This window comes from Streptomyces sp. NPDC043867 (assembly GCF_056435845.1).
The window spans coordinates 188,947-214,001 of record NZ_JBWKDS010000009.1 but is presented as its reverse complement, the minus strand read 5'-3'; the positions used below and the strand labels follow the sequence as shown (position 1 = coordinate 214,001).

Genomic DNA, 25,055 nt, shown 5'->3' with positions numbered 1-25,055 from the left:
GGAGTGCGGGACCGGACACGGGGTCGGGCTCCGGCGGTGTAGCCCACGTCACTTTTGTGTCACCCGTACGGACCGGCGCGGTGGTGGGAGCGCACGGGGAGTGATGCCTTGAGGCAGACGGGCACGACCGATCCCCGGGGCGTCCGGGACGCCCCGGGACGCCTGGGCCGGCGTCCTGGACGCCGGTCCGCCCGGTCCGTCCCGTCCGGTCCGTCCGTCCGGTCCGTCCGCCCGGGACGGATCGCCCGGGAGAAGCATCCGCCCGGGCCGCATCCGCCCGGAACCGCGCTGGAGGTACCGCCATGCACCGACTGCCCCGCGTTCTCGCCGCCGCCCTGGCCGCGGGCGCCCTGCTGACCTGCGCGGCCTGCTCGGCGGGCGGCGGCACCGGCATGGGCGGCGGTACGCACGCGGGAGCGGGTGACCCGGCGGCCTCCGCGTCACCCGCCGGGAAGAAGGATCCCGGGGCTCCCGCCGCCGCGGGCGCGCTCACCGACGCGCAGGCCGCGAACGCGCGGCTCGTCCTCGGTGACCTCGGCCCTCGGTGGGCGCCCACCGAGGGCGCCGCGACCTGGCACGACGCCCTCCTCAAGGGCACCGTCGACGAGCCGGACTGCCGGCGGCTCCTCGACGGCCTGTACGAGGACAACCTGCTGGGCGAGCCCTCCGGCGGGCGGGCTGTCGCCGGTTTCGACGACACCGAGAACGGTGCCCAGCTGCGCCACGTCGTCGCCGCGTACGGGCGGGGCCACCTGGACACCGCCATGGACTGGCTGCGGAGCCTGCCTGAGCGGTGCGGCGAGTTCACCGCCACCGACGGCAAGGGCGTCGGGAGGGCGGTCCAGGTCGCCGACCTGCCCGTCCCCGGGCTGGGCGACGCGCGGCAGGGCCTGCGGATGACCGTGGCCGGAGACGTCGAGCAGATCCCCGCCACGCTCACCCTGGACGTCGTGGCGGTACGCGTCGGGGACAGTGCCCTGGTGCTCACCGACGGCGGGCTCTACGGCACCGACGACGCGTCCACCCGGCAGGGCGCCGAACGCGGCACCCAGCGACTGAAGGACGTGCTGGCCGCGCGGTCGGCCGGGGCGCCGTCCGCGCGCCGGCGCTGACGCCTCCGCCGCCCCGGGGGACAAGGCGGGGGCCGGGGCCGGGCACACCGGACCCGCGCTACTCGCGGTGGAACCGCTTCCGGTGCGCCAGCACCTCGCGGGCCGCCGACCCCGCCGTACGGCTGTGGGCGAACGCGTACCCACGCAGCCGGGCCAGCGCGTCGTCGGGGCCGATGCCGAGCTGGGCCATGATCATGCCGATGGCCTGGTGGATCTCGTCGTGGTCCGGGGTCAGCCGGCTCAGCCACGAGTCCTCGCGGACCGCCGTCCACTCCCCGCGGGGCAGCGACATCAGGGCGACCGTCACGACTCCTGCCACGAGGTGCCCGGTGTTCAGCTCTCGCCGGGTCGGCTCGCCCGGGGAGTCGCGGTAGAGGTCGAGCGTGCCGACGCACACCTTGTTGTCGCCCAGCGGCAGCGAGTACACCGCCTGTACGCCCGCGCCGGTGGCCTGCTCTGCGAACACCGGCCAGCGGCCGGCGTCGGCGCCGCCCGTGAGGTCGCGGGCGATGACGGCTGCGCCGGCCGAGGCGGCGTCCAGGCAGGGGCCCTCGCCCAGCGTGCCCTGCACGTCCGCGATCCGGGCGGCCGTCTCGTCGCTCGCGCCCAGCCGGACGGGCAGTCCGTCGCTGCGCAGCGACATGCTCGCGCCGCTGACGGGGAGCAGCGCGACCGCCGCGGCGCACAGCCGCCCCGGAAGCTCCTCGAGCGGCACGTCCCAGACGGCGTCGGCGATCGCCACGGCGACCTCGAAGTCGGCGTCCGCGGACTCTCCGGCCGAGACCGCCCCGAAGTCCGGCGCGGCACCCGGCCGCCGACCCGGGTAGGACCCGGCTTCCGGGCCCCGGCGGGTCGGGGGCGCCGACTCGGAACCCGGGTCCGGCGCCGGCTCGGAGGCCGGGTCCAGGGGTGACGCGGGCGCCCGGCCCGGGGGTGACTCGGGGGGCGGGTCTTGGGAGGACTCGGGGAGCGGGTCCAGGGGGGACTCGAATGCCGGGTCCTGGACCGACTCGGAGGACGGGTCCAGGGGGGACGCGGGGGGCGGCTCCAGAAGTGGGTCGGACGCCGGGTCCTGGACCGACTCGGAGGGCGGGTCCAGGAACGTCCAGGCCTGCGACCCCGGAACGGAGGCCGTGCCCGGCGTCGTTCCGCCGGCCGTGTTGCTGCCGTCGTCGTGCGTCCCGCTGCCGGGGTCCATGTCTCCCTCGGGTTCCGGGCCGGGCCGGGAGGGCCCGCGTGTCCCGCTCTCGGGGCCACCGCCCGCGTCGGAGCCGGGACCGGGGGACGCTCCGGTCCCCTCGCCGTAGGGGTCGCCGCCCCGCCGGCGGTCACGGACGTCGGGACTCTCGCCGTAGGGGTCGTCACCCCGGTGCCTGTGACGGACGTCCGGGGAGTCGTCGCCGGAATCCGACGCGCCGCAACCGTCCTTGCTCGACCGCACGACCACCGCCTCCTTCCGCCCTGTACGCCGACCAGCCACGTCTCGTGGAGTGCGTGTCTGCGTACGGGTACCCACCGGCACAGATCCAAGCCGGACGGATGCGGGCGCGGGAACGCGCATCTCACGGCAGGCCGGGCGGGGTACACGGACCGGGGCGTCAGAGCGGTGGCGGGGCCGGGGCTGCGCCCAGGGTTGTGGTGCCGGGGGCCGTGCGGTGGCCCAGGCCTGTGCGGTACGCGTCGAGCGCCGCCTCGACCCGGCCGGTGCGGCGGAGCAGGTCGCCGAGGAGCCGGCACAGGTCGGCCAGGTCGCCCGCCGCGCCGGCCCGCTCCAGCAGGCTCATGGCGCGGACGTAGTGCTCCTCGGCCGCCTCCGTGTCGCGGGCGTCCTCGGCGATGATGCCGAGGAGGCGGTGGGCGCCCGCCGAGTGCACGGCGCCGCGCTCGGAGCTGAGGTCCCCGAGCACCTCGCGCAGCAGCGCGTCCGCCTCCCGTGACTTGCCGCGCCGGTGCAGCACGTCGGCCAGTTCGACGTTGACCTGGCTGGTGTAGAGGGCGGCCCGCTTCGCGGACAGCATGGTCTGCGCCTGTCTCAACTCGGACTCGGCGCGCTCCAGTTCACCGTTCTGTGCGTACAGGTAGCCGCGCATCCAGTGGCAGTTGGCCAGTTCGGTACGGATCTGGAGCTGGCGGTAGAGCTCGGCGGCCTTGGCGAGGGACGCGTCTGCCTCGGCGGTGCGGCCCTCGGCGAGCAGCGTGCGGGCGACGGAGCGGTGCATGCGGGCGACCAGCGCGGGGTCGCCGGCCCGCGGTGCCAGGGCGAGGGCGAACTCGGCGGCCTGGGCGGCCCGGGCGTGGGCACCCATGTCCATGTACGGGGCTATGACACCCGTGTAGAGGAGCAGGAGCGCGTCGGGGTCGTGCAGTCCGTTGCGGTTCAGTTCGTCGAGCGTGGACTCGAACAGGTAGCAGGAGTAGCGGAGTTCGCCCGCGAGGTAGTGGGAGACGGCCCGGCCGCGCAGGGCGGGGACGCGCTGCGGCAGCGGTGCGTCCCCGAGCCGCTGCTCGGACTGCTCGAAGCGGGTGCGGGCGGCCTCCAGGTCCCCCGTCTCCAGGGCGCATTCGCCGAGGCCCAGCAGGGCGGCGGCCTGTTCGGCGACGAGCCCGTGCGTCTCCGCCTCGGCGAGCAGCGTGCCGTACTGCTCGGCGGCCACCTCCGCCTCGCCGGTCGCCAGGGTCCGCTGCGCGTCCGTCAGGCGGAGCCGCAGGCCGGTGGCGAGGTGGGCGGGGCGGCCCGTGGCCAGTTCGTCGTACGCCACGCCGAGACGTCCGGCGATGTGCCGCAGCGCCGGTTCGGAGGCGCGGACCCGGCCGGCCTCCAGGGTGGAGATGTAGGCGGGCGTGTACGCCGGTTCCGCCAACTGCCTCTGTGTCAGACCGCGTTCCGTCCGCAGTTGCTGCACCCTGCGCCCGATGATTCCCGGGTCGTCGCGCTCCGCCATGAATTAAGCATGCCATTCGGACGAGTTGCACCGAGCCGTGTTCCTGCCTTCCATCAACTCCCCTGATCCGTATTGCCCTTGGCCTGTGAATGCCTCTACGTTAAGTGGTGTATTAAACGTGCTTAATACGCCGCTGTTGCGAGGTCGCCGTGCTCCGACGCCTGTCCGACCGCCACGTACGGGGCTTCGGCGCCGCGGTCGTCGCCGTGGCCGCGCTGGTCACCGCCGCCAACGCCGGTCCGGCCAGGGCCGACGGCCCCCCGGCGGCACCGCACACCGCCCTGGTGCCGGATGCCGCCCACGCGCCAGGCACCGCCCGCGCCGGCGCCGCGGACGCCCTGACCCACGGGGCCCCGCGAGCACTTCCCGCACACCTCTGCCGTACGCGCCCGGCGCCCCTTACGCTGACGCCGTGACCGCTGCCGCCGCACGCACCGCGCTGGACGTCACCGCCGATCTCCCGGTCCCGGCCCTGGAGGACCTCTACCGGGACCTGCACCGCCACCCCGAGCTGTCGCTGCGCGAGCACCGAACGGCGGCGGCACTCGCCGGACGGCTGCGCGCGGCCGGGTACGAGACGGCCGAGGGCATCGGCACGACCGGCGTGGCCGGGCTGCTGCGCAACGGGGACGGGCCGACCGTCCTGCTGCGCGCCGACATGGACGCGCTCCCCGTCACCGAGGAGACCGGACTGCCGTACGCCTCCGAGCACGACGGCGTCATGCACGCCTGCGGCCACGATCTGCACGTGACCTGGCTGACCGGCGCGGCGGAGGCACTCGCCGCGGGCCGCGACACCTGGTCCGGCACGCTCCTGGTCGTCGGCCAGCCCGCCGAGGAGACCGGCGAGGGCGCGGCGCTGATGGTGAGGGACGGGCTGTACGAGCGCTTCCCGCGGCCCGACGTGCTGCTCGGCCAGCACGCGGCCCCCGGCCCGGCCGGGCTCTACGCCCACGCGCCGGGCCTGATCATGTCCGCCTCCACGGACATCGACATCGTCGTGCACGGGCGGGGCGGGCACGGGGCGCGGCCGGAGTCGGCCGTGGACCCGGTGGTCACGGCCGCCTATCTGGTGACCCGGCTGCAGACCGTCGTCAGCCGGGAGATCGCCGCCCGCGAGCCCGCGGTCCTCACGGTGGGCCGCATCGAGGCGGGCAGCCGGCACAACATCATCCCGGCCGCGGCCCGCCTCGAACTCAACATCCGGACACAGTCCGACGAGGTCCGGGACCGGATGATCGCCGCGATCCGGCGGATCGCCGCGGGGGAGTGCGCGGCGGCCGGCTGCCCGCGCGAGCCGGACGTCACCGTCGGCAACACCTTCCCGGTGACCGTGAACGACCCCGAGACCGATCACCGGGTGGCCGCCGTGCACGGCAAGGTCTTCGGCGCCGGCACGATCCTCGACCCCGGTCCGGTGATGGGCAGCGAGGACTTCGCGCGGCTCGCGGAGCACGAGGGCGGACGGCTCCCCTACTCGTACTGGTTCGTGACGAGCACGCCCGCCGACGTCTGGGACGCGGCCCCTGGCACCGGACTGATGGAGAAGTTCGCCGCGGTCCCCGGCAACCACAGCCCGCTGTTCGCGCCGGACCTGCCGACCGTCGTACCCGGCGTGCGGACGCTGGTGTCGGGGGCGCTGGCGTACCTGGTGCGCTGACCCGCCCCTCCTGTGCGCCCCGGTCTTACGGAGTGGTGACGTGCGGCGCGCGGTCCGGGACGCGCGGATGCCGCGCCCCTAGCGTGGGCGGCATGCGGGTACTGGTCACCGGCGGAGCCGGGTTCATCGGGTCGGAGATCGTCGCGGCGCTGGGCGCCCGGGGGCACGAGGCGGTCGTGTACGACCTGCGGGAGGGCCGGGACGTGCGCGACGGGGCGGCCGTGGCGGACGCCCTGTCCGGGGTGGACGCGGTGTGCCACCAGGCGGCACTGGTCGGCCTCGGCGACGGTTTCTCCGACGCCACGGAGTACGTCTCGCGCAACGACCTCGGCACGGCGGTGCTGCTCACGGCCATGGCCCGGGCGGGCGTGCGAAGGCTGGTGCTGGCCGGTTCGATGGTCGTGTACGGGGAGGGCCGCTACGACTGCACGCGCCACGGGGTGGTGCGCCCGGGCCCCCGTGCGGAGGCCGACCTGGCCGCCGGCCGCTTCGAGCCGACGTGCCCGGTGTGCGGCGACGACCTGGCTCCGGGGCTGGTCGCCGAGGACGCCCCCGCGGACCCCCGCAACGTCTACGCGACGACCAAGCTGGCGCAGGAGCACCTGGCGGCGGCGTGGGCCCGGAGCACCGGAGGCGGGGCGGTGTCGCTGCGCTACCACAACGTCTACGGCCCCGGCATGCCCCGCGACACCCCGTACGCAGGCGTCGCCGCGTTCTTCCGTTCGGCGCTCGCACGCGGCGAGTCCCCGCGGGTCTTCGAGGACGGCGGCCAGCGGCGGGACTTCGTCCAGGTGCGGGACGTGGCGGCGGCCAACGTGCGGGCGCTGGAGGCCGGTTCGCCCGACGGCACGTTCACCGCGTACAACACGGGAAGCGGGGATCCGCACACCGTCGGCGAACTGGCCCTCGCCCTCGCCCGGGCCCACGGCGGCCCCGACCCCGTGGTCACCGGCGAGTACCGCCTGGGCGACGTCCGCCACATCACGGCGGACTCCGCCCGGCTGCGGGCCGACCTGGGCTGGAAGCCGGAGGTCTCCTTCGAGGAGGGCATGCGGGAGTTCGCCGGACAGGGGTAGCCCCTGCCGGGGGCACCGCACGGGTCAGCGCGCGAGCTGCGCGGAGCGGAGTTCGTCGAGGTGCTGCTGGATGTGCCGCAGCGCGCCCTCCCGGCGGCCCGGCACGCGACCGCGCAAGTCGGCCAGGGCGGCGGCCAGTTCACCGGCCCGGGCCGCGTCCTCGATACGGCCCCACTGGTGGTGGGCGCGGTCGGCGGCCGACTCGACGGCGGGCGCGTCCGGGGACTGTCCGGCGCCCAGCCGTGCGGTGGCGACCGCGAGCCAGGCCCGGCAGCTGTGCACGGGGTCCCCGGCGAACATCGCCAGATCGGCCCGCACCTCCATCCAGTGCAACGCCTGCTCGGACCCGGGGCCATGGGCACGTACGGCCGTCCGCTCCCACTGGGCGGCCAGCGCGGCGGCCTCCCCGTGCCGGCCCGCCTGCACGGCGGCGGTGATCGCCGCGTGCGGGTCGGGCGCCGCCGGCGCCCTGCCCTCCGCCGCCAGGACGACACCGGGCGCGTCGCCCTCCGCCAGCGCCCGTGTCAGGGCCTGCTGGTGCAGCTGCGCAGGATCGGGCCGGTGGCCGCTGCGCAGGATCGTGGCCAGGGACTTCATGTACCCCGGGGCCGCCACCGTACGGCGGGGCGGTGGCGGGGCGATCCGGCCGTAGAGGCTCACGCCGGGGCCCGCGGTGAGCGGCTGGGACGCCAGCGCCTGCCAGGCCTCCGGGTCCGCGTGCAGGTCGGCGAAGAGGGTGGTCGTGCCCGGCGGGCGCAGGCGCAGCTCCTCACGGATCCAGTGCCAGGGGAACGCCGTGTAGCGGACCGTGGCGGGGGTGGTGCGGGCCAGCGCGAGGTGCGGAAGCCGTTGCCTGCGGTCGAGTTGGAGCTGGCCGGTGAGATAGACCGTCAGCGGGCCCGGGGACGTCGCCGCGGCGCGCAGCCGGGTGAGGACGGACTGGGGCTCCAGCGGGTCCGCCAGCTCCACCACGTTCGCGGTGTCGGCGCCGGACAGCACGGCGGGCGCCACGGCCGCGAGGACGGGGAGCACGGACACCGCGTCCACCAGGCACCCCTTGCCCACCGGCGAGGCCGCGAGCAGCAGCACGGTTCCGGGCATCGTTCCCTCCCCCATCGATCACCTACGGCAGCACCGTAACCGCTGCGCGTGCAAAGAGGGGATCGCACGGGGGCGGGAAGTGCCCCCGCCCGCCCGTCGCGTGCGCCGTCCTACGCCCGCGACTCCGTCGCCGGGAGCGGTGCCGCCGGCGCCGGGAGCGTCACCTCGAAGCGGCAGCCGCCGGAGACGTTGCGCACGGCGGCGCGGCCCCGGTGGGCCTCCACGATGCCCCGCACGATGGCGAGACCGAGACCCGCGCCGGCCGGGGGAGTACGGGCGTGGGTGCCGCGCCAGCCCGTGTCGAAGACGCGGGACAGGTCCTCCTCGGGGATGCCGCCGCAGCCGTCCGTGACGGACAGGACGACCCCTTCGGGTGAGCGCTCCGCGGCCACCGCGACCGTCCCGTCGGCGGGGGTCCGGCGGATCGCGTTGACCAGGAGATTGCCCAGCACGCGGCTCATCTCCTTGCCGTCCACCTCCACCGGCAGCGGTTCGACGCGGTCCCCCACCAGCCGTACGCCGTGCTCGCGGGCCAGCGGGTCCGCACCCGCGAGGGCGTCGCCGACGAGGTCGTACAGGGAGATCCGGGACGGCGAGAGGGCGAGGGTTCCGGCGTGGATGCGGGACAGTTCGAACAGGTCGCCGACCATGCCGTTCAGTCGTTCGACCTCGGTACGGATCTGGCGCAGATAGCGGGCGGGGTCGGCGGCGACCCCGTCCTCCAGCGCCTCCGACATGGCCCGCAGCCCGGCCAGCGGCGTGCGCAGGTCGTGCGAGATCCACGCGACGAGTTCCCGCCGCGAGGTCTCCAGGGCCCGCTCGCGCTCGCGGGACGCGGCGAGTTTGGTGCTCGTGGCCTGCAACTCGCGGCTCAGCGCGGCGAGTTCGGCGGTGGCGGCGCCGTCCGGGGCGGCGAAGGCACCGCCGTCGCCGAAGGAGCGGGCGGCGAGGGTGAGGGCGCGGCTGCGGCCGACGACCCAGCGGCCGAGCAGCAGCGCGGTGGCCAGCGAGACGACGGCCGCCATCGCCACGACCGTCGTCACCACCGTCAGGTCGTGCGGGGACAGGAACATCGCCCACGCGACGGCGAGGGTCCCCGCGAGCATCGCGGTCACGGCGACGGCCGCGACCACCGCGAGGGACGCGGTGAGCGAGCGCCGCCGGATCAGCCAGAGCACGCACGCCCCGAACAGCCCGGCGGCGGCGGCCCCGAGGAAGGCGAAGAGGGCGATGAGCAGCATGTCGCGCATGGCTTACGGCTCCTGCGGGGGCGCGGCGGGGGCGGGTCCGCCGGGGACGGGGGCGTCCGGAGGGCGTACGCCGGGGACGGGGGCGTCGGGCGGGCGTACGCCGGGGACGGGAGCGTCCGGGAGGCGTACGTCCGGGACGGGGGTGGGCGGGACGGGCTCCCCGGGGACGGGGGCGGCCGGGTCGGGTCCGTCGGCGGCCGGGGCGGATTCTCTGCGGGCCGGGGCGGGTTCCCCCGTGCCCTGCGGGTGCTCCGGGTTCCAGGGGTGCTCCGGGACGGCGGGACCCTCGAAGCGGTAGCCCACCCCCCACACTGTGTGGATCAGGCGGGGGCGGGCGGGGTCGTCCTCGACCTTGCCGCGCAGGCGGCGGACGTGGACCGTGACGGTCGACAGGTCGCCGAAGTCCCAGCCCCAGACCTCGCGCATCAGCTCCTCCCGCCCGAACGCCCGGCCGGGGTTCCGCAGGAAGAACGCGAGCAGGTCGAACTCCCGCACGGTGAGCGCGAGTTCGACGCCGCCCTTGGTGGCGCGGCGGGCGCCGGGGTCGACGGTGAGACCGCCGGACCGCAGCGCGCGCACCCCCGCGGCGGGCCCGGTGCGGCGCAGTACCGACTCGACGCGCAGCACCAGCTCACGCGGGCTGAAGGGCTTGGTGACGTAGTCGTCGGCGCCCACCTCCAGGCCGAGGATGCGGTCGTCCTCGTCCCCGCGGGCGGTGAGCATGACGACGGGCACCGGCCCGCGCGCCCGCAACCGCCGGCACACCTCCAGGCCGTCCATCCCCGGGAGCATAAGGTCGAGGACCACGAGGTCGGGCCGGTGCGCGGCGGCCCGGGCGAGCGCCTCGGGGCCGTCACCCGCCCGGTCCACGTCGTAACCCGCCCGGTCCAGGTAACCGGACACGATCTCGGCCACGGTGGGGTCGTCGTCGACGACGAGGACCCGCGCGCCCCGGCCGGCACCTGGGGACTCGTACGGCTGCTGCTCCATGCCGCCAGCGTCGCACCGCACCGGTCCGGGCGCCGCCCCCGAGCGGCCCGGACGCACGGACGTCCGTGTTTCGTAAGGATCCGAAGTCCGCTTCACCCCTTTTGCGTTCGTAGGGTGAAACCCGTGACGACCTCTCCCGCATCGGGACCGGAAACGGCCCCAGCCACGGACACGGCACCCGTCGACGTGGTCCTGCCCTGTCTGAACGAGGCCGAGGCCCTCCCCTGGGTCCTCGCCCGCATCCCGCCCGGCTGGCGCGCGCTGGTCGTGGACAACGGCTCCACGGACGGTTCCGCGGACCTCGCCCGCGCACTCGGCGCGAGCGTCGTCCACGAGGAGCACCGCGGCTTCGGCGCCGCCTGCCACGCCGGGCTGACCGCGGCCACGGCGGACGTCGTGTGCTTCTGCGACTGCGACGCCTCGCTCGACCCGTCACTGCTCGTGCCGTTCGTCCGCGAGGTCCTGGACGGCCGGGCCGACCTGGTCCTCGGCAGGCGGCGCCCGCGGGGCCGGGGCACCTGGCCGGCGCACGCCCGCGCGGGCAACCTCGTCCTGTCCCGGATGCTGCGCCGCCGCACCGGCCTGCGCCTGCACGACCTCGGCCCGCTGCGCGCCGCCCGCCGCGCCCCGCTGCTCGCCCTCGGCCTCACCGACCGGCGCAGCGGCTACCCCCTGCAGATGGTCGTCCGCGCCGCCGACGCCGGCTGGCGCGTCACCGAGCACGACGTGCCGTATCTGCCCCGCAGCGGTGCCTCCAAAGTGACCGGCACCTGGCGCGGCACCTGGCAGGCGGTCCGCGACATGAGCCGGGTGCTCGCCGAACCGGCACCGGCGCCCGCCCCGGCCCCCCGTGCCGAAGGAGGCGGCGCCCGGTGAACACCGCCCGCGCCACCACCCTGCTGGTCATCGCCAAGGAACCGCGTCCCGGCCGGGTGAAGACGCGGCTCACCCCGCCGTTCACCCCGGAGGAGGCGGCGGCGCTCGCCGGAGCCGCGCTCGCCGACACCCTGCACGCGGTGCTGGCCGCCCCGGCCCGGCGCCGCGTCCTGGTGCTGGACGGCACGCCCGGCCGCTGGCTGCCGCCCGGCTTCGACGTCGTACCGCAGTGCGCCGGCGGCCTCGACGAGCGCCTCGCCGACGCGTTCGCGGGCTGCGCCGGACCGGCCCTGCTGATCGGCATGGACACCCCCCAGGTGACGCCCGGACTCCTCACCGTCGACTGGCGGAACACCGACGCCTGCTTCGGGCCGGCCGCGGACGGCGGCTTCTGGGCGCTCGGCATGGCCGAACCGGACCCGGACCTGGTGCGCGGCGTCCCGATGTCGACGGCGGTCACCGGCGCCGTGCAGCGGGACCGGCTCAGCGCGGCCGGTCTGCGGGTACGGGACCTGCCGGAGCTGCGGGACGTCGACACGGCGCCCGACGCGGCGCGGGTCGCGGCCTGCGCACCGGACGGGCGCTTCGCCGCGGAACTGGCCCGGCTGACCGCGGGCGCCGGCCGATGAGCGCACCGGCAGGCAGCGCCGCACCCGCCTGGTGCGCCGACCCCTACGCCGACGCGCTGCGCGCCGGCCGCGGCCCGCTCTTCCTGCACCGAAGCGACGGCTGGCTGCTGCCGCTGGAGGTGGAGCGGTGGTGCGCGGGTGTCGACACGGTGGACCTGGAGGTGCTGCGGCGGTGCGAGGGCGCCGTCCTCGACGTGGGCTGCGGGCCCGGGCGGCTCGTCGCCGAGCTCGCGGCGCGCGGCCGCCCGGCGCTCGGTGTCGACGTCAGCGAGGCCGCCGTCGCGCACACCCTGCGGCTCGGCGGACAGGCCCTGCTGCGGTCCGTGTTCGACCCGCTGCCGGCCGAGGGCCGCTGGGGCACCGCGCTCCTCATCGACGGGAACGTGGGCATCGGCGGTGAACCGGACGCCCTGCTGCGCCGGATCGCCCGGCTCCTCGCCCCCGGCGGCCTGCTGATCGCCGAGAGCGCGCCCGTGGACGTCGACGAACGAGTCCACGTGCGGGTCGCCGACGGCCGCGGCGCGGCCGGCACCCCCTTCCCCTGGGCCCGCCTCGGCACCCCGGCCCTGCTGCGGCACGCCCGCCGCGCGGGTTTCCGGCCGGAGGCTCAGTGGACCGCGGGCGGGCGTTCCTTCGCCGCCCTGCGCCGGCGCGACGCCCTCGACGTCCGCAGGACGAGCAGGACCGCCGAGCCCGTGAACAGCGCCGCGGTGATCAGCAGCCACCGGGCGAGGAACCCGTCGCCCGACAGGCTCGTGGCGGACGCGTAACGGCCCGCGACCTGCCCGCTGACCAGCGGGAACCACACCAGCAGGAGCAGCCCCGACAGCGCCGCCGGGACGCGGACGTGAGCACGCCACTCCCGGCGGCCGGCCGCGCCGAGCGCCCCGCCGACGGCCCGGTCCGCCGCCACGTACAGCGGCAGCAGCACCAGGTCGTGCAGCAGCGCCGCGCCCACGAACCACACCGCCACCCCGAGCCAGTCGTCGGCGAGCAGCCGCACCGCCGCGTAGGCGGCGAGTGTGAACGAGCAGCCCAGCAGCAGGAGTTGCGGCGGGCTGCCGACGGGGAACCGCCGGGGGGTGCGCATCACAGGTCTCCGAACGTCATCCGGGCCACCCACTTGGTGTTGTGCACGCCGGGCGCCGCCGGGACGATGACGCGCGCGGGGTGGCCGTGGTCGGGGGTCAGGGGCTCGCCGTTGACGTACAGCGCGAGCAGGGAACGCGGGTCGGCGACCTGGTTGGCGCGCAGGGCCGCCCTGCGGAACGCGCCGTGGCGCTGGAGGGACTCCACGAGTACGTCCGCGCCGTCCCCGTGGCCGACCAGCGCGGCCAGGTCGCGCAGCCGTACACCGCGCCACGACTGGTCGGACGTCGACCAGCCCTCCACGCAGGCGATGGGCAGGGCCGCGCCGTGCTGCGGGAGCCCCAGGAGGGCGGCGCGGCTCAGCCGGACGGTCCCGGTGCGGCCGGTGACGACCAGCCGCCAGGCCTCCTCGGTCGTCTCCGCGGCGTCGATGCCGACCGCCGCGGCCGTCTTGTTGACCTGGAACGCGGCGGCGCCGGAGCCCGGTTCGGGGCCGCCGTGGGGTGCGAGTACGGCGCTCTCGCGCAGCGGCCCGTCGAAGCTGCGGCCGGCCGTCGTGACGAGGAGGAGCAGCGAGCCGCCGCCGACCAGGCCGAGGGCGCCGCGCCGGGAGACGGTGGGGGAGGCGGGGTCCGGTGACACCAGCCCCTGCCCGGACACGGCGGTCGCCGAGGGTGTCAACTCCGGTGTGCCCGCGGGAGTGTCGTCCCCGGAGGGCGGTGTTTCACGTGAAACATTCTCCCCCGTCGACTCCGTCCGCGGATGCCGCAGGTTGCGTACCGCCGCCGGGACCCGCAGCACCGCGTGCGTGACGAACGCGGCGAAGAACACCCACGCGCCGTAGAAGTGCAGCGGATAGAAGGAGCCGGGGAAGACGTAGTCGAGCTGGACGTTCAGGACGCCCGTCGTGAACTCGAACAGGGCACCGCCCACGAGCAGAAGCAGCGAGATCCGCTCCAGGCCGTGCGCGAGCGACCGCGCCGGGGGCAGCGTGAACAGCTTCGGCACGACCGACCAGAGCTTCGCCAGGAGTACGGGGATCAGGACCAGGCCGAGCGTGACGTGCACGCCCTGCGTGAGGCGGTACAGCCAGACGGGGTCCGTCGGCCACGGGAAGAGGTAGAGGCCGAGCAGGCCCTTGTCCGGGGTCGTGTCGTTGACCGGGGACAGGTTCGGGTTGTAGGCGGCGTACGAGAGCAGTCCCGTCACGAACAGCACCGTGATCCCGGCGAGCAGGACGACACCGAGGACCGAGGTGAACCAGGGCCCGCGCAGGGGGCTGCGCCAGAAGCCGGGCGAGGCGGGCGACGACGGCGAGCCGGGGGAGAACACCCGGCGGACACGGGCGACAGGGGAGACGCGGGAGGCGGAGGGCTGATGGTCACGCATGTCCCGACCGTAGGACGGCACCCGCCCGCCGAAGGGGCTTGAACCGATGACGAAACGCTGACGTCCACGCATGGAGGAACCCGGTGCGGGGTGCCCCCGCCTAGCCTGCCGGTGTGACCCGTGATCTCCTGCGTGACCTGGCCGCCGTCCTGGCGGCGGCGCTGCTCGTCGTGGCCGCCGTGCTGGTCGGTTCCGCCATCGAGCGCGACGACGGGACCCTGCACGTCGGCTGGCCGCCGCTGTACGCGTACTGGGAGCCGCACCTGGGGCCCGGCACCCCGGCCGCGCTCGTGGTGGCCGCCGCCGTCGTGGCGTACGGGCCGCGGCTCGCCGCCCGCCTGCCGTGGCGGACGCTGCTCGGTGCCGCGTGGGGGACGGCGACGGCGTGGACGTTCTCACTCGCGCTCGTCGACGGCTGGCACCGCGGGGTCGCCCAGCGCCTGACGACCAGGTACGAGTACCTGCGGGCCGTCGACCGTTTCGACGACATCCCGGGCACCCTGCGGGACTTCACCCACCACATCCTGCTGCACTCCCCCGGCCACTGGCCGCCGCACGTCGCCGGGCATCCCCCGGCGGCGACCCTCACGTTCGTCCTGCTGGACCGCGTCGGACTGGGCGGCGGGGCGTGGGCCGGGGTCTGGTGCGTCACGGTCGGGGCGACGGCCTGCACGGCGGTGCTGGTGACCGTCCGCGCCCTGGCCGGTGAGGTTCTCGCCCGGCGGGCGGCGCCCTTCCTGGTCCTCGCGCCGGCCGCCGTGTGGGCGGGCACCTCCGCCGACGGCTACTTCGCGGCGGTCGCGGCCTGGGCCCTGGCGCTGCTGGCCCTCGCGGTCACGGGGCACCGGCCGAGGTCCGCCGCGCTCGGCTCCGGTCTCCTCTTCGGGCTGACCGGCTACCTCTCGTACGGGCTCACGCTGACCGTGGTGATCGCCGGTGCGGTGCTGCTGCTCGGACGGCGGCGGGTGCGGGTCCTGCCGTTCCTGGCCGTGGGCGCCGTCGTCGTGCCGCTGTCGTTCACCCTGCTGGGCTTCGACTGGTGGGAGGCGTACCGCCTGCTGGTGGTGCGCTACCACCAGGGGGCGGGCGGCATCCGGCCGTACGGCTACTGGGTGTGGGCGAACCTCGCGTGCACGGTGCTGCTGGTGGGCCCCGCCACGGTCGCGGGCCTGCGCCGCACCACCGCCACGGCCGGCCCCCCGACCCGCCTTGCCCTCCGCCCCGGCCACAGCCCCACCGGGCCGAACGCCCACCGCACCGGGCCCGACGCCCAGTCCGACGCCCACCGCGCCGCGCCCGACGCCCGCCCCGCTGGACCCGACGCCCGGTCCAGCCACCACCCTGCCGGGCCCGATACCGGTGGCGGCGGCGACGGCGACGGCGACGGCGGCCCGGCGTACAGGTGGCCTCAGCCAGGCGGCGACGTGCGGCTCGCCGTACTCGTGCTTTCCGCACTGCTCGCGCTGCTCGTCGCCGACCTGTCGGGGATGAGCAAGGCGGAGACCGAGCGGATCTGGTTGCCGTTCGCCGTCTGGCTGTCCGCCGCGGGGGCGTTCCTGACGCGTCCCCGCGGCTGGCTCGCCGCGCAGGCCGTCCTCGCGCTGCTCGTCAACCACCTGCTGCTGACCGGCTGGTGAGCACCGCGGGCCGGCGGACGGCGAAGATCGTCGTGTCGTCCTCCAGGTGCCCGCCGCTGTGCCGCAGCGTGCCGTCGCGAACCAGCCGGACGAGCCGCCGGGGTTCGACGGTGCGCGGATCGGCGGCCAGGGCGGCGGCGACCCGGTCGAAGAGCGGGAAGAAGACGTCGTCGCCGTCCCGCGCCTCCGTCACCCCGTCGGTGACGAGGAGCAGCGTCTCGCCGGGCGCGAGCGGCACCCGCAGCACGGGAGGCAGCCCGCCCGCCAACTCGCCGAGCCCCAGCGGGAGTCCCTCACCCGGCGGAAGGGAGCGCACCCCGCCGGGGGCGACCACGAGGGGCGGTTCGTGGCCGAAGTTGACGACCTCCACCTCGTCCGGGGCGTCCTCCCGGAAGCCGACCAGGACGCCGGTGGCGAAGCGGTCGCCGTCGGCCCGTCCGACCGCGTCGCAGTAGCGGACGTGCCGCAGCATCCGTACCTCCAGCCGCGCGGCGACCGTGCCGAGGGCGGCCTCGTGGTACGCCGACTCGCGGAACGTGCCGAGCATCGCGGACGCCGTCTCCACCGCCCCCAGCCCCTTGCCCTGGACGTCCCCGAGCAGGACGCGGGTGCCGTGGGGGCCCGGCTGGATGTCGTAGAAGTCTCCGCCGACCCGGGCCTCGACGTCCGCCGAGAGGTACACGGCCGCGTGGTCGAGGCCGCCCCAGCCCGGCGGCAGCGGTCGCAGCACCGCCCGCCGGGTGGTCTCCGCGATGTCCCGCATGTGCACCATGCGCCGCTCGCCGCGCACCCGTACCGCGCAGGCCAGCGTCGCCAGGACCCCGCCCGCGGTGACCAGGATGAAGTCGGGCAGCCCGGTCTGGTACTGGTGCGGCCAGGACGTGTCCACCACGACGTAGGTGGCCACCGCGAGCACGGCGAAGACCGCGGTGCCCCACACTCCGCAGATCGCCGCGGCGATCCCCGGCACCAGCACGATCCAGGAGATGATCCGGAACTCGCCGGAGGTGTTCCAGTCGAGCACCCCGATGCCGAGGAGCAGCAGCAGCGGCGGGACCCAGGCGACGCTGCGGCCACGGATCCGCAGGAGCCGCTGGCGGGCGGCCGGGTCCGGCTCCCGGCGGGCGCCGGGCAGCCGGTCGAGCACGGCCCGGCGGTCCTGCTCCGGCCCGTGCCGCGCGGCCCGCTCCGTCCCGCGCCGACTGCTCACCCTGCCCGCACCCGCCCGGTCAGTACGCGACCGAGATCCGGGCACGGGGGTGTGCGCCCTGCTCCAGTTCGTCGACGAAGGCGACGGCGTAGTCCTCGGCGCTGATACGGCTGTTGCCGTGCTCGTCGGTGAGCAGTTCGTCGCCGCCGAGGCGGTAGTGGTGGGTGCGGGCGCCGGGGGAGATCTCGGCGGCCGGGGAGAGGCACGTCCAGTCGAGGTCGTCGACGGTGCGGTAGAAGGCGAGGACGTCACGGTGGGCGCGGGCCTCGGGGAGGAACGCCACCGGGAAACCGCGCTGGTCGGCGAGGGCCCGGCCGGGCGAGACCTCCAGGCTGCCCGCGCCGCCGACGACCAGGAGCCGCGCCACCCGGGCCTCGCGGGTGCCGCGCACCAGGGACTCGTTGAGCGCGAGGAACGGCTCGCGCGGGTCGGAGCCGTCCCGGGGCGGCACGCACGCCGAGGCGACCGCGTCGGCGCCCGCGGCAAGCGCGGCGACCTTCGCCGGGTCCGCCGCGTCCGCGGCGGTGGCCGTCACTCCGGGGATCGGGGACTGCCCGGACCGGCTCACGGCCGTGACGTGGTGGCCGCGCGCCGACGCCTCCGTCGCGATGCGGCTGCCGACCATGCCTGTCGCGCCGAAGAGTACGAGCTTCATGACGCCCAGCGAAACACGGTGCCGGGAGGCCCGCATCCCGACTTGCCAGCCCCCCTGCGCGGGGTGTGCCCTGGAAGTCGGGGGCGAGGAAAGAGAGGAGTGTTCCCATGGCTCAAGCGGCACCCACGTCAGGGACACCACACACGCAGGGAAGGACCGGGCGGAGCCCCGGCACCGACCGCACCTCGCGCCGGCCGGACGTCTTCTGCGCGCGCGCCCACATCGCCTTTCCCGTGATGCTCGGTCTGGTCTACGGGTTCTGGGCGGCGCAGATCAGGCGCGACGCCGGGGCCGTCACCGCCTGGAACGTGCTCTTCGGCCTCGTGTGCGCGATCGCGTTCACGGCGCTGTGGTTCGGTATCCGTGCGACGGCGCCCCGGCTGCGGCGGGAGCCGCACGCGCTGCTGTGGGCGGTCTTCGCCGGCGTCTCGATCGGGTTCCTGCACAGCCAGTCGCACACGACGCTCCTGTGGTCCGTGCTGATGGCCGTGGCGGTGACGGCGGGAGTCTTCGTCGCGATGTTCTACCGGTACTACACGCACGAGGACGCGCAGGGCCGCCCGGACCCGCGCTGAGTCCCCGGAGCGGTTACGGCCCTGCGGGGGGCCGGAACCGCTCCGGTCGCCCAGAGCCTTCACCGGCCAAGCGGGAGGCCCCGGCGGATTCCGCCGGGGCCTCCCGGGCGTGCGTTCGGGGCCTGCGTTCGGGGCTCTCTCCCGGCCGCTGTCCGCCTCGGCCGCCGGCCGCCTCGGCCGCTATCCGGCCGCCTCGGCCGCTATCCGCCGGACGACGAGACCGAGACGCTCCAGCTCCAGGAGCCCGAGGCGCTGAAGCTCCAGTACCCGGAGCCCGAGGCGTGCGCGTCGTCCGAGGAGTCGTACGCGGGGTTGCAGTGCCACGACGGGTTCCCGGACCGGTCCTTCCAGCCGGGACAGGGATCCGAGCAGCTCGGCACCCCCCGGTCGCCGATGTCGACGAAGGCGGCGCTCGCCCAGGCCCGGGCTCCGGCGAGCCAGAACCAGTACGGGTTGCCGGAGACGCTCTGTCCCTTCACCGCGCACTGGACGCGGTCCTCGCTCCCCGGCGGCAGCTTGCCGACGAGGGCCGAGGAACTGGTGGGCAGCTGTCTGAGGTTGAGGTCGCCGCTCGAGACGACGGTGCCCCACACGGGGCCGTCCGAGCCGCTGCTTGCAGGGTGGTTCGACGGGGCCGCCGCCGTCGAGGGGCCCGCCACCGCGACGGTGAGGACACCGCCGGTGAACAGGGCCGCGGCACAGGTCCGCAGGACCGGGGTGGTGCGCATGATCGGCCTCCTTTCCCCGCCTCCAGGTAACACCCGTTCGGCGGAGGCCTCCACCGGAGCCCGGAATCACGGGGTTTTTCGCCGGTGCTCCGCCCCGGGGGGCCCCGCTCCCCCGAAGGGCTTGTCATATGCGCCCATATGCACTCAAACCGCTCGCGCGAGGCGCCTGCGGGGACTGTCCTGACGGGGTGTCCCAACGTGCCCGGAGCGCCCTGTCGGCCGTGCTGATCGTCCTCGCCTGCCTGCTCGCACCGGTCGGCGCCCTCGCCTCGTGGGCGACGTACGAGATCGGCGACAGCGGCCGGTACGAGGCCGTGACGGCGCCGCTCGCCACCGACCCGGCGGTCCGCGAGGCGATCGCCGCGGCCACCACGGACGGCATCATGCGCGAGGTCGAGGTGACGCCGCGGCTGCGCCGGCCGGTGCGCTCCTTCGTGCACGCGGCCGTGCGCTCCTTCACCAGGACGCCCGCTTTCCACGTCGCGTGGGACACCGCCAACCAGGCCGCCTACGACGCCGTGATGCGGGCGCTGCGCGACGACGGCGAGCGGACCGTCACGCTCGACGTCGCCCCCGTCGCCGCGCAGGTCAAGCGTCAGCTCACCGCCGACCACGTGCCGTTCGCCCACCGCATTCCGGTCGAGCACTCCGAGATCACGGTGCTGCGCTCCGCCGAACTGGCCCAGCTACGGAAGGGGTTCCACGTGCTCGAGATCGCCGGTTTCTGGCTGCCGGCCGTGACCGTCGCGCTGGCGGTGGCGGGTGTGCTCGTCGCGGTGTGCCGCCGGCGGGCGGTGGTGGCGACGGGTCTCGGTACGGCCCTCGGGGCCGCGCTGCTCGCCGTCGCCGTCGCCGTCGGCCGCCGGATGACCCTGTCGGGGCTGCCCGCCGACGTGTCCCACGCGGCGGGGGGCGCGATCTACGACACGCTCACCGGCACGCTGCGCACGGTCTCCTGGCTGCTGCTGGGGCTCGGCCTCGCCCTCGCGCTGGGCGCGCTGCTCACGGAGCGGATCGCGCGACTTCGGCGAGTGTCCGCAGGGCCCGCGCCAGTTCCGGCGGAGGAACCGACGCGAGTCCGAGCCTGACGGCATCCGCGGCGGTGGCGATCTGCGGGACGCCCGCCCGCCCGGCGGCCGGTCCGCTCCGGCTCCCGGTGACGTGGAAGGCCGGCCCCGGTGTGACCGCGATGCCGTGCCGCGCCGCCGCCGCCGTGAACGTGTCCGCGCGCCAGGGCGCCGGGAGCCGCCACCAGACGTAGTACGCCCGCGGGTCCGCCCGCACCGCGAAGCCGTCCAGGTGCCGGGCGGCGAGCCGCTGCCGCCGCTCCGCGTCCGCCCGCTTGGCGGCCACCAGGCGGTCCACCGTGCCGTCGCCGGTCCAGCGCACCGCGGCCTCCAGCGCGAACCGTGCCGCCGTCCAACCCCCGGACCGCAGCGCCCGCGCCACCGGCTCCTGCCGCCCCTCGGGCACGACGAGGAACCCGGCCGTGAGCCCCGGCGCGACCCGCTTGGAGAGCCCGTCGACGACATGGGTGCGCTCCGGGGCGTACGCGGCGAGCGGCTCCTCGCCCCCGTGCAGGAAGGACCAGATGCGGTCCTCGACGACTGGAAGATCCAGCTGCCGCACCATGGAGGCGAGTTCTGCCCGTCTCCCGGCCCCCGTCGTCAGCGAGGTCGGGTTGTGCAGGGTCGGCTGGACGTAGACGGCGGACAGCGGGGAGCCGCGGTGCGCGGCCGCCAGCGCGTCCGGGCGCAGTCCCTCCTCGTCCATGGCCAGCGGCACCAGCACGATGCCCAGCCGCGCCGCGATCTCCTTGACCAGCGGATACGTCAGGGACTCGACGCCGACGCGGCCACCCGGGCGCACCAGGGAGGCGAGCGCCCCGGCGACGGCCTGCCGGGCGTTGCCGGCGAAGAGGAGCCGGGAGGGCGCGGGGCGCCAGCCCGGGGTGGCGAGGAGCGCGGCGGCGGCCTCGCGGGCGGCCGCCGTCCCCGCCGCGGACGCCGTCCGCAGGGACTCCGCCAGCGTCTCGGGGCGCAGGAGCGGCGCGAGACCGGCGGCGAGAAGCTCCGACTGGCCGGGCGCGGAAGGGTAGTTGAGCTCCAGGTTGACCGGCGCGAGGGCCGACGGCTCGGCCAGGGCGCGGCCCGAGGGCACCGGCGCGGCCCGCACGAACGTGCCGCGTCCGACCTCGCCGACCACCAGACCGCGCCGCACGAGTTCGCCGTACACCCGCCCGGCCGTCGAGACGGCGATGCGGCGGCGCCGCGCGAAGGCCCGCTGGGTGGGCAGTTGTTCGCCCGGCGCGAGGCGCCCGGCGGCGATGTCGTCCGCGATCCGGTCGGCGATCCGCCGGTAGTCCCCCATGCGCCCGCCCTCCCGCATTGCACCGAGGGCAAAGATCTTATTGCACCGAGGAGTTGGGGAACCCTAGGGTCGGACCCATGGCACCCTTCCTCGCATACGAGGACAAAGGCACCGACTCGTCGCGTCTGCCCCTCGTCCTGATCCACGGCCACCCCTTCGACCGCACCATGTGGAGTCCGCAGATCGCCGCGTTCTCGCCGGCCCGCCGGGTGATCGCCCCGGACCTGCGCGGCTACGGCGCCTCCCCGGTCGTTCCCGGCGTCACCCCGCTCGGCGTGTTCGCCGAGGACATCGCGGGTCTCCTGGACGAGCTGGAGGTGGGCGAGTTCGTGCTCGGCGGGCTCTCCATGGGCGGTCAGATCGTCATGGAGTGCTACCGGCGCTTCCCCGAGCGCATCCGCGGGCTGGTCCTCGCCGACACGTTCCCGGCCGCGGAGACACCGGAGGGCAGGAAGGCACGCGACGACATGGCGGACCGCCTCCTGAGCGAGGGCATGCGCGGGTACGCCGACGAGGTGCTGCACCGGATGGTCGCACCGTACGCGGACGCCGGGGCCGCGGCGCACGTCCACCGCATGATGACCGCGACCAGCCCCGAGGGTGCGGCGGCCGCCCTGCGCGGCCGCGCGCTGCGCCCCGACTACCGGGAACTGCTCACCCGCGTCACCGTCCCGGCCCTCGTCGTCGTCGGCGCCGACGACACGTACACGCCGGTCTCCGACGCCGAGGCGATGCACGCGGCGCTCCCCGACGCCACCCTCCGGATCGTCGAGTCGGCGGCCCACCTGCCCAACCTGGAACGCCCGGCGGAGTTCAACGAGGCCCTGGCCGCCTTCCTGACCCGGCTGGACGGCTGACCCCCGCCCGGTCCGCAGGCGCCGCCCGGACAGCCGGCGTTCCACCTGCCCGCGGGCGCCGCCGGGGGGCTGACGCCGCCTGCCCGCGGGCGCCGGTTCACCCGTTCGGCTCACACAGACTGCGCGCGGGTGCGCCCGGGGCGAAGCTGCGAGGAAACCGTCCACAGGAGGCCCACCATGTCCCAGCACGCCGCGGCGACGCCCCAGGCCGACCGCTCCAGCCATTCGTCATGGGCGACGGGAGGCACGGTCTTCGCCGGAATCCTGATGATGGTCGGCGGCATCCTCAGCATCCTCAACGGCATCGCGGGGATCGCCAAGGACGACGTCTACCAGCGCATCGGCTCCTACGTGTACGAGTTCAACCTCACCACCTGGGGCTGGATCCACCTCATCATCGGCATCCTGGTCGCGGTCACCGGCTACGGCGTCCTCAAGGGCATGACGTGGGCGCGCGGTGTGGCCATCGGCCTGGCCGCCCTCTACATCATCGAGTACTTCATGTTCCTGCCGTACGCGCCCGTCTGGTCCCTCATCTCCATCGCGATCGCCGCGTTCGTCATCTGGGCCCTCGCGACGTCGGACCGCTCGCACACCCCCCGACCGCCGCACCGCCGGCCCCCGTGCGGCAGCCCTCCCCCGGTGCGCCCGGCCCCGGCGCCTGGGTGAGCGGGCTGCCGCCGGCCGGGGTGAGCGTGGTCGCCGGCTGCCGGGCGGCGGACCGCGACGGGATCACCCCCGTGCCGCAGTTGCCGGCGTTCCTGCCGTGGCTGCTCGTGCCCGCCGGGTTCGCGCTGCTGGTCGCCGCATCCGCCCGGCGGCGGTCGCGACGCCCGCTTCCTGTGCGCGGCCGGCACCGACCACCGCACCCTCGTCGTCGACCTCACCCTCCACCGGCGCCGACGACTCCGGGGAGATGACCCCGGGGAGCGGCGGGACCGCCCCGCCATAATGGGCACATGCCCCGCCAGTTGCCCATCGGCCTCACCCCTCCCGACTGGCTGGTCAGGAACCTGCGGTCCGAGCGGGCCCCCGTCAACCGGGCCGCCGTCGCCCGCGCCGCCCTCGCCATGGCGCTGCCCCTCGCGATCGGCCTCGCCGCGGGCCGTCCCGCCTACGGCGCCCTCGCCTCCATGGGCGCCCTCTCCGGAGTCATCGGCGACACCGCCGACGCGTACCGGATGCGGATCCTGAACATCGCGGTCCCGCAGCTCTTCGGCGCCCTCGGCGTCACGGTCGGCGCGGCGGTGTACGGGCACGGCTGGTTCGCCGTCGCCGCCGTCACCTGCGTCGCGCTCGTCTCCGGGATGATCTCGACGATCGGCGCCGTCGCGTCCGTGTCGGGACTGCTGCTGCTGCTCAACGCCGTGGTCGGCGCGGGACTGCCGATGCCGGGCGCCTGGTGGCTTGCGCCCCTGCTGATGACCGGCGGCGGGCTCCTCGTCCTCGTCCTGGCCCTGCTCGCCTGGCCGTTGCGGTCCGGAGTGCCGGAGCGGGCCGCCGTCGCCACCACGTACCGCAGGGTGGCGGACCTGCTCGCGGCCTGCGGCACCGCTCGGTACGACGACGCCCGGCACGCCGTCACCCTCTCCCTCAACCAGTCCTACGACCTCGTCGTCGCCCGGCGCGCCCGCCAGCACGGCCGCAGTCCCGAACTCGTCCGGCTGCTCGCCCAGCTGAACGCCGCCACCCCCGTCGTCGAGGCCGCGCCCGCCGCCCACCAGGCCGGACAGCCCCTCGCCGACGAGATCCCCACCGCCGCCCGGCACCTCGCGGACGCCGTCGAGACCGGCTACGGCGGACCCGTGGGGCTGCGCCTGCCCGTCCCCACGACCGAGACCTCGCGCGCCGTCGACCACGCCCTGCGCCACGCGGCCGACGTCGTCACCGACCGTTCGGCCGGGACGGGGGAGCAGCGCACGCCCGACGACCGCCTCGGCCGGCCGGCCGCGCTGCGCGCGCGTGCCGCCGGCGCCGCCCGCGGCGTGCTGCTGTCCGCCGCCTCCTGGCGCTACGGACTGCGCCTCGCCCTGTGCGTCGGGCTCGCCCAGGCCCTCGTGTCGCTCGTCCCGGTGCCCCGCTCGTACTGGGTCGCCCTCACCATCACCTTCGTGATGAAGCCCGACTTCGGCTCGGTCTTCTCCCGCGCGCTGCTGCGCGCCCTCGGCACGGTGGCCGGACTGGTCGTCTCCGTGGTGGTGCTCGCCGTGGTGCCGCGCGGCTGGTGGGACGTCGCCGTACTCCTGCTGCTGGCCCCGCTGATCCCCGCGCTCACCCCGCGCGGCTACGGCTACCAGACCGCGGCGATCACCCCGGTGATCCTGCTGCTGTCGGACGTCCTCAACCACCAGGGCACCGGCCTGCTGGTGCCGCGGCTGGTCGACTCCCTCATGGGCTGCGCGATCGCGCTCGTCGCCGGCTATCTGCTGTGGCCGGAGAGCTGGCACGTACGGGTCGGCGACCGGCTCGCGGACGCGGTGGCCGACACGGCCGGATACGTGGAGTGCGCGTTCGGCGGCACCGCAGGTCCCCCCGACCGGGCCCGGCTGCGGCGCCGCCTCTACCGCGATCTGTCCGCCATCCGTACGGAGTTCCAGCGCGCCCTGACCGAACCGCCGCCGACCGGACGGCGGGCCGCGGCCTGGTGGCCGCTGGTCGTCGCCGTCGAGCGGATCGTCGACGCGACGACAGCGGCCCGGGTCCGGATCAGACAGGGGGCGCCGGCGCCCTCCGCCACCGAGATCACCCAGGTCGTCAGGCAGCTGCGGGAGTTGTCGGACGGGCTGCGGGAGAGCGTGGAGCTCGTAGAGGTCCGCACCGACCTCACCGGACCCGCCGGCAGCGTCCTCGAACCCCTGCGCCAGGAGGTCGCGGCGGCCCGGGCGATCGCGTCACCGCACTGAGGGCCG

The 25,055-nt window shown here is 75.7% G+C and carries 22 protein-coding genes and 1 pseudogene; 13 read left to right on the top strand and 10 right to left on the bottom strand.

Going from position 1 to position 25,055, the window contains the following annotated elements; all coding sequences use genetic code 11:
* The first annotated feature begins 302 nt into the window (after positions 1 to 302).
* The gene (locus AC069T_RS12150) at positions 303 to 1,112 is read left to right on the top strand and encodes a hypothetical protein (RefSeq protein ID WP_478782627.1); all 810 of its coding nucleotides are present in this window, start codon (positions 303 to 305) and stop codon (positions 1,110 to 1,112) included.
* A gap of 58 nt (positions 1,113 to 1,170) precedes the next feature.
* Here the strand turns inward: AC069T_RS12150 and AC069T_RS12145 are convergent, their stop codons facing one another.
* Positions 1,171 to 2,553: a GAF and ANTAR domain-containing protein gene (locus AC069T_RS12145; protein ID WP_478782626.1), complete on the bottom strand. Its 1,383-nt coding sequence runs from the start codon at positions 2,551 to 2,553 to the stop codon at positions 1,171 to 1,173.
* A 157-nt stretch (positions 2,554 to 2,710) separates the two neighbouring features.
* On the bottom strand, positions 2,711 to 4,054 hold the full coding sequence (locus AC069T_RS12140) for a helix-turn-helix domain-containing protein (protein ID WP_478782625.1): 1,344 nt from the start codon (positions 4,052 to 4,054) through the stop codon (positions 2,711 to 2,713).
* A gap of 149 nt (positions 4,055 to 4,203) precedes the next feature.
* On the opposite strand from AC069T_RS12140, the gene AC069T_RS12135 reads away from it, so the two are divergent.
* From AC069T_RS12135 to AC069T_RS12125, 3 genes are all read left to right on the top strand, one after another.
* Positions 4,204 to 4,470 carry a hypothetical protein gene (locus tag AC069T_RS12135; protein ID WP_478782624.1) on the top strand — a complete coding sequence of 89 codons (267 nt, stop codon included), beginning with the start codon at positions 4,204 to 4,206 and terminating at the stop codon, positions 4,468 to 4,470.
* Positions 4,467 to 5,714, top strand: a complete 1,248-nt coding sequence (locus tag AC069T_RS12130) for an amidohydrolase (protein WP_478782623.1) — start codon at positions 4,467 to 4,469, stop codon at positions 5,712 to 5,714. Before AC069T_RS12135 ends, AC069T_RS12130 begins: the two co-directional genes overlap by 4 nt.
* Positions 5,715 to 5,806: 92 nt before the next feature.
* Positions 5,807 to 6,790 carry an NAD-dependent epimerase/dehydratase family protein gene (locus tag AC069T_RS12125; protein WP_478782622.1) on the top strand — a complete coding sequence of 328 codons (984 nt, stop codon included), beginning with the start codon at positions 5,807 to 5,809 and terminating at the stop codon, positions 6,788 to 6,790.
* 24 nt (positions 6,791 to 6,814) lie between these two features.
* Here the strand turns inward: AC069T_RS12125 and AC069T_RS12120 are convergent, their stop codons facing one another.
* The 3 genes and pseudogenes from AC069T_RS12120 to AC069T_RS12110 form a co-directional block, all read right to left on the bottom strand.
* Complete coding sequence (locus AC069T_RS12120; RefSeq protein WP_478782621.1) at positions 6,815 to 7,891, bottom strand: hypothetical protein; 1,077 nt, start codon at positions 7,889 to 7,891, stop codon at positions 6,815 to 6,817.
* Between the two features lie 110 nt (positions 7,892 to 8,001).
* Positions 8,002 to 9,141, bottom strand: coding sequence for a sensor histidine kinase (locus AC069T_RS12115; RefSeq protein WP_478782620.1), 1,140 nt, complete (start codon positions 9,139 to 9,141; stop codon positions 8,002 to 8,004).
* Positions 9,142 to 9,423: 282 nt separating this feature from the next.
* Positions 9,424 to 10,131, bottom strand: a pseudogene (locus tag AC069T_RS12110) (response regulator transcription factor); the annotation flags it as partial.
* Positions 10,132 to 10,245: 114 nt separating this feature from the next.
* On the opposite strand from AC069T_RS12110, the gene AC069T_RS12105 reads away from it, so the two are divergent.
* Genes AC069T_RS12105 through AC069T_RS12095 form a run of 3 tightly spaced genes read left to right on the top strand, consistent with a single transcriptional unit; the run spans position 10,246 to position 12,406 of the window.
* Entirely contained in the window at positions 10,246 to 11,007 is a 762-nt protein-coding gene (locus AC069T_RS12105) for a glycosyltransferase family 2 protein (protein WP_478782619.1), read from the top strand.
* On the top strand, positions 11,004 to 11,636 hold the full coding sequence (locus AC069T_RS12100) for a TIGR04282 family arsenosugar biosynthesis glycosyltransferase (protein ID WP_478782618.1): 633 nt from the start codon (positions 11,004 to 11,006) through the stop codon (positions 11,634 to 11,636). The genes AC069T_RS12105 and AC069T_RS12100 overlap by 4 nt, the downstream gene beginning before the upstream one ends.
* Positions 11,633 to 12,406: a class I SAM-dependent methyltransferase gene (locus AC069T_RS12095; protein ID WP_478782617.1), complete on the top strand. Its 774-nt coding sequence runs from the start codon at positions 11,633 to 11,635 to the stop codon at positions 12,404 to 12,406. The genes AC069T_RS12100 and AC069T_RS12095 overlap by 4 nt, the downstream gene beginning before the upstream one ends.
* Before the next feature lie 319 nt (positions 12,407 to 12,725).
* On the opposite strand, the gene AC069T_RS12090 is transcribed toward AC069T_RS12095, so the two are convergent.
* Positions 12,726 to 14,162: a molybdopterin-dependent oxidoreductase gene (locus AC069T_RS12090; RefSeq protein WP_478782659.1), complete on the bottom strand. Its 1,437-nt coding sequence runs from the start codon at positions 14,160 to 14,162 to the stop codon at positions 12,726 to 12,728.
* A 65-nt stretch (positions 14,163 to 14,227) separates the two neighbouring features.
* On the opposite strand from AC069T_RS12090, the gene AC069T_RS12085 reads away from it, so the two are divergent.
* Positions 14,228 to 15,751, top strand: a complete 1,524-nt coding sequence (locus AC069T_RS12085) for a hypothetical protein (RefSeq protein ID WP_478782616.1) — start codon at positions 14,228 to 14,230, stop codon at positions 15,749 to 15,751.
* Here AC069T_RS12085 and AC069T_RS12080 read toward each other — a convergent pair.
* Complete coding sequence (locus AC069T_RS12080) at positions 15,723 to 16,886, bottom strand: PP2C family protein-serine/threonine phosphatase (RefSeq protein ID WP_478782658.1); 1,164 nt, start codon at positions 16,884 to 16,886, stop codon at positions 15,723 to 15,725. The two genes, AC069T_RS12085 and AC069T_RS12080, sit on opposite strands and share 29 nt — an antisense overlap.
* A 94-nt stretch (positions 16,887 to 16,980) precedes the next feature.
* Entirely contained in the window at positions 16,981 to 17,616 is a 636-nt protein-coding gene (locus AC069T_RS12075; protein WP_478782615.1) for an NAD(P)-dependent oxidoreductase, read from the bottom strand.
* A gap of 107 nt (positions 17,617 to 17,723) precedes the next feature.
* Here AC069T_RS12075 and AC069T_RS12070 point away from each other — a divergent pair, with 107 nt between their 5' ends.
* Positions 17,724 to 18,191: a hypothetical protein gene (locus tag AC069T_RS12070; RefSeq protein ID WP_478782614.1), complete on the top strand. Its 468-nt coding sequence runs from the start codon at positions 17,724 to 17,726 to the stop codon at positions 18,189 to 18,191.
* A 200-nt stretch (positions 18,192 to 18,391) separates the two neighbouring features.
* Here the strand turns inward: AC069T_RS12070 and AC069T_RS12065 are convergent, their stop codons facing one another.
* Positions 18,392 to 18,919: an SH3 domain-containing protein gene (locus AC069T_RS12065; RefSeq protein WP_478782613.1), complete on the bottom strand. Its 528-nt coding sequence runs from the start codon at positions 18,917 to 18,919 to the stop codon at positions 18,392 to 18,394.
* A 188-nt stretch (positions 18,920 to 19,107) separates the two neighbouring features.
* Between AC069T_RS12065 and AC069T_RS12060 the strand changes: the two genes are divergently transcribed.
* Complete coding sequence (locus AC069T_RS12060; protein ID WP_478782612.1) at positions 19,108 to 20,007, top strand: hypothetical protein; 900 nt, start codon at positions 19,108 to 19,110, stop codon at positions 20,005 to 20,007.
* Here the strand turns inward: AC069T_RS12060 and AC069T_RS12055 are convergent.
* Entirely contained in the window at positions 19,922 to 21,289 is a 1,368-nt protein-coding gene (locus tag AC069T_RS12055) for an aminotransferase-like domain-containing protein (RefSeq protein ID WP_478782611.1), read from the bottom strand. The genes AC069T_RS12060 and AC069T_RS12055 overlap by 86 nt on opposite strands.
* Before the next feature lie 77 nt (positions 21,290 to 21,366).
* Between AC069T_RS12055 and AC069T_RS12050 the strand changes: the two genes are divergently transcribed.
* The 3 genes from AC069T_RS12050 to AC069T_RS12040 all read left to right on the top strand — a co-directional run bounded on the left by AC069T_RS12050 (position 21,367) and on the right by AC069T_RS12040 (position 25,049).
* A complete protein-coding gene (locus tag AC069T_RS12050; RefSeq protein WP_478782610.1) occupies positions 21,367 to 22,146 on the top strand; it encodes an alpha/beta fold hydrolase in 780 nt (259 codons plus the stop codon).
* 177 nt (positions 22,147 to 22,323) lie between these two features.
* Positions 22,324 to 22,815 carry a DUF7144 family membrane protein gene (locus tag AC069T_RS12045; RefSeq protein ID WP_478782609.1) on the top strand — a complete coding sequence of 164 codons (492 nt, stop codon included), beginning with the start codon at positions 22,324 to 22,326 and terminating at the stop codon, positions 22,813 to 22,815.
* Positions 22,816 to 23,105: 290 nt separating this feature from the next.
* Positions 23,106 to 25,049 (top strand): FUSC family protein, encoded by a 1,944-nt coding sequence (locus AC069T_RS12040; RefSeq protein WP_478782608.1) that lies wholly within the window; start codon positions 23,106 to 23,108, stop codon positions 25,047 to 25,049.
* Positions 25,050 to 25,055 lie beyond the last annotated feature (6 nt).

Bases quoted from the DNA above. Each gene is read 5' to 3' on its own strand.
- AC069T_RS12150 (WP_478782627.1), top strand. From the start codon at position 303: ATGCACCGACTGCCCCGCGTTCTCGCCGCCGCCCTGGCCGCGGGCGCC.
- AC069T_RS12140 (WP_478782625.1), bottom strand. From the start codon at position 4,054: ATGGCGGAGCGCGACGACCCGGGAATCATCGGGCGCAGGGTGCAGCAA.
- AC069T_RS12125 (WP_478782622.1), top strand. From the start codon at position 5,807: ATGCGGGTACTGGTCACCGGCGGAGCCGGGTTCATCGGGTCGGAGATC.
- AC069T_RS12120 (WP_478782621.1), bottom strand. From the start codon at position 7,891: ATGCCCGGAACCGTGCTGCTGCTCGCGGCCTCGCCGGTGGGCAAGGGG.
- AC069T_RS12115 (WP_478782620.1), bottom strand. From the start codon at position 9,141: ATGCGCGACATGCTGCTCATCGCCCTCTTCGCCTTCCTCGGGGCCGCC.
- AC069T_RS12095 (WP_478782617.1), top strand. From the start codon at position 11,633: ATGAGCGCACCGGCAGGCAGCGCCGCACCCGCCTGGTGCGCCGACCCC.
- AC069T_RS12075 (WP_478782615.1), bottom strand. From the start codon at position 17,616: ATGAAGCTCGTACTCTTCGGCGCGACAGGCATGGTCGGCAGCCGCATC.
- AC069T_RS12070 (WP_478782614.1), top strand. From the start codon at position 17,724: ATGGCTCAAGCGGCACCCACGTCAGGGACACCACACACGCAGGGAAGG.
- AC069T_RS12065 (WP_478782613.1), bottom strand. From the start codon at position 18,919: ATGCGCACCACCCCGGTCCTGCGGACCTGTGCCGCGGCCCTGTTCACC.
- AC069T_RS12055 (WP_478782611.1), bottom strand. From the start codon at position 21,289: ATGGGGGACTACCGGCGGATCGCCGACCGGATCGCGGACGACATCGCC.
- AC069T_RS12050 (WP_478782610.1), top strand. From the start codon at position 21,367: ATGGCACCCTTCCTCGCATACGAGGACAAAGGCACCGACTCGTCGCGT.
- AC069T_RS12045 (WP_478782609.1), top strand. From the start codon at position 22,324: ATGTCCCAGCACGCCGCGGCGACGCCCCAGGCCGACCGCTCCAGCCAT.
- AC069T_RS12040 (WP_478782608.1), top strand. From the start codon at position 23,106: ATGCCCCGCCAGTTGCCCATCGGCCTCACCCCTCCCGACTGGCTGGTC.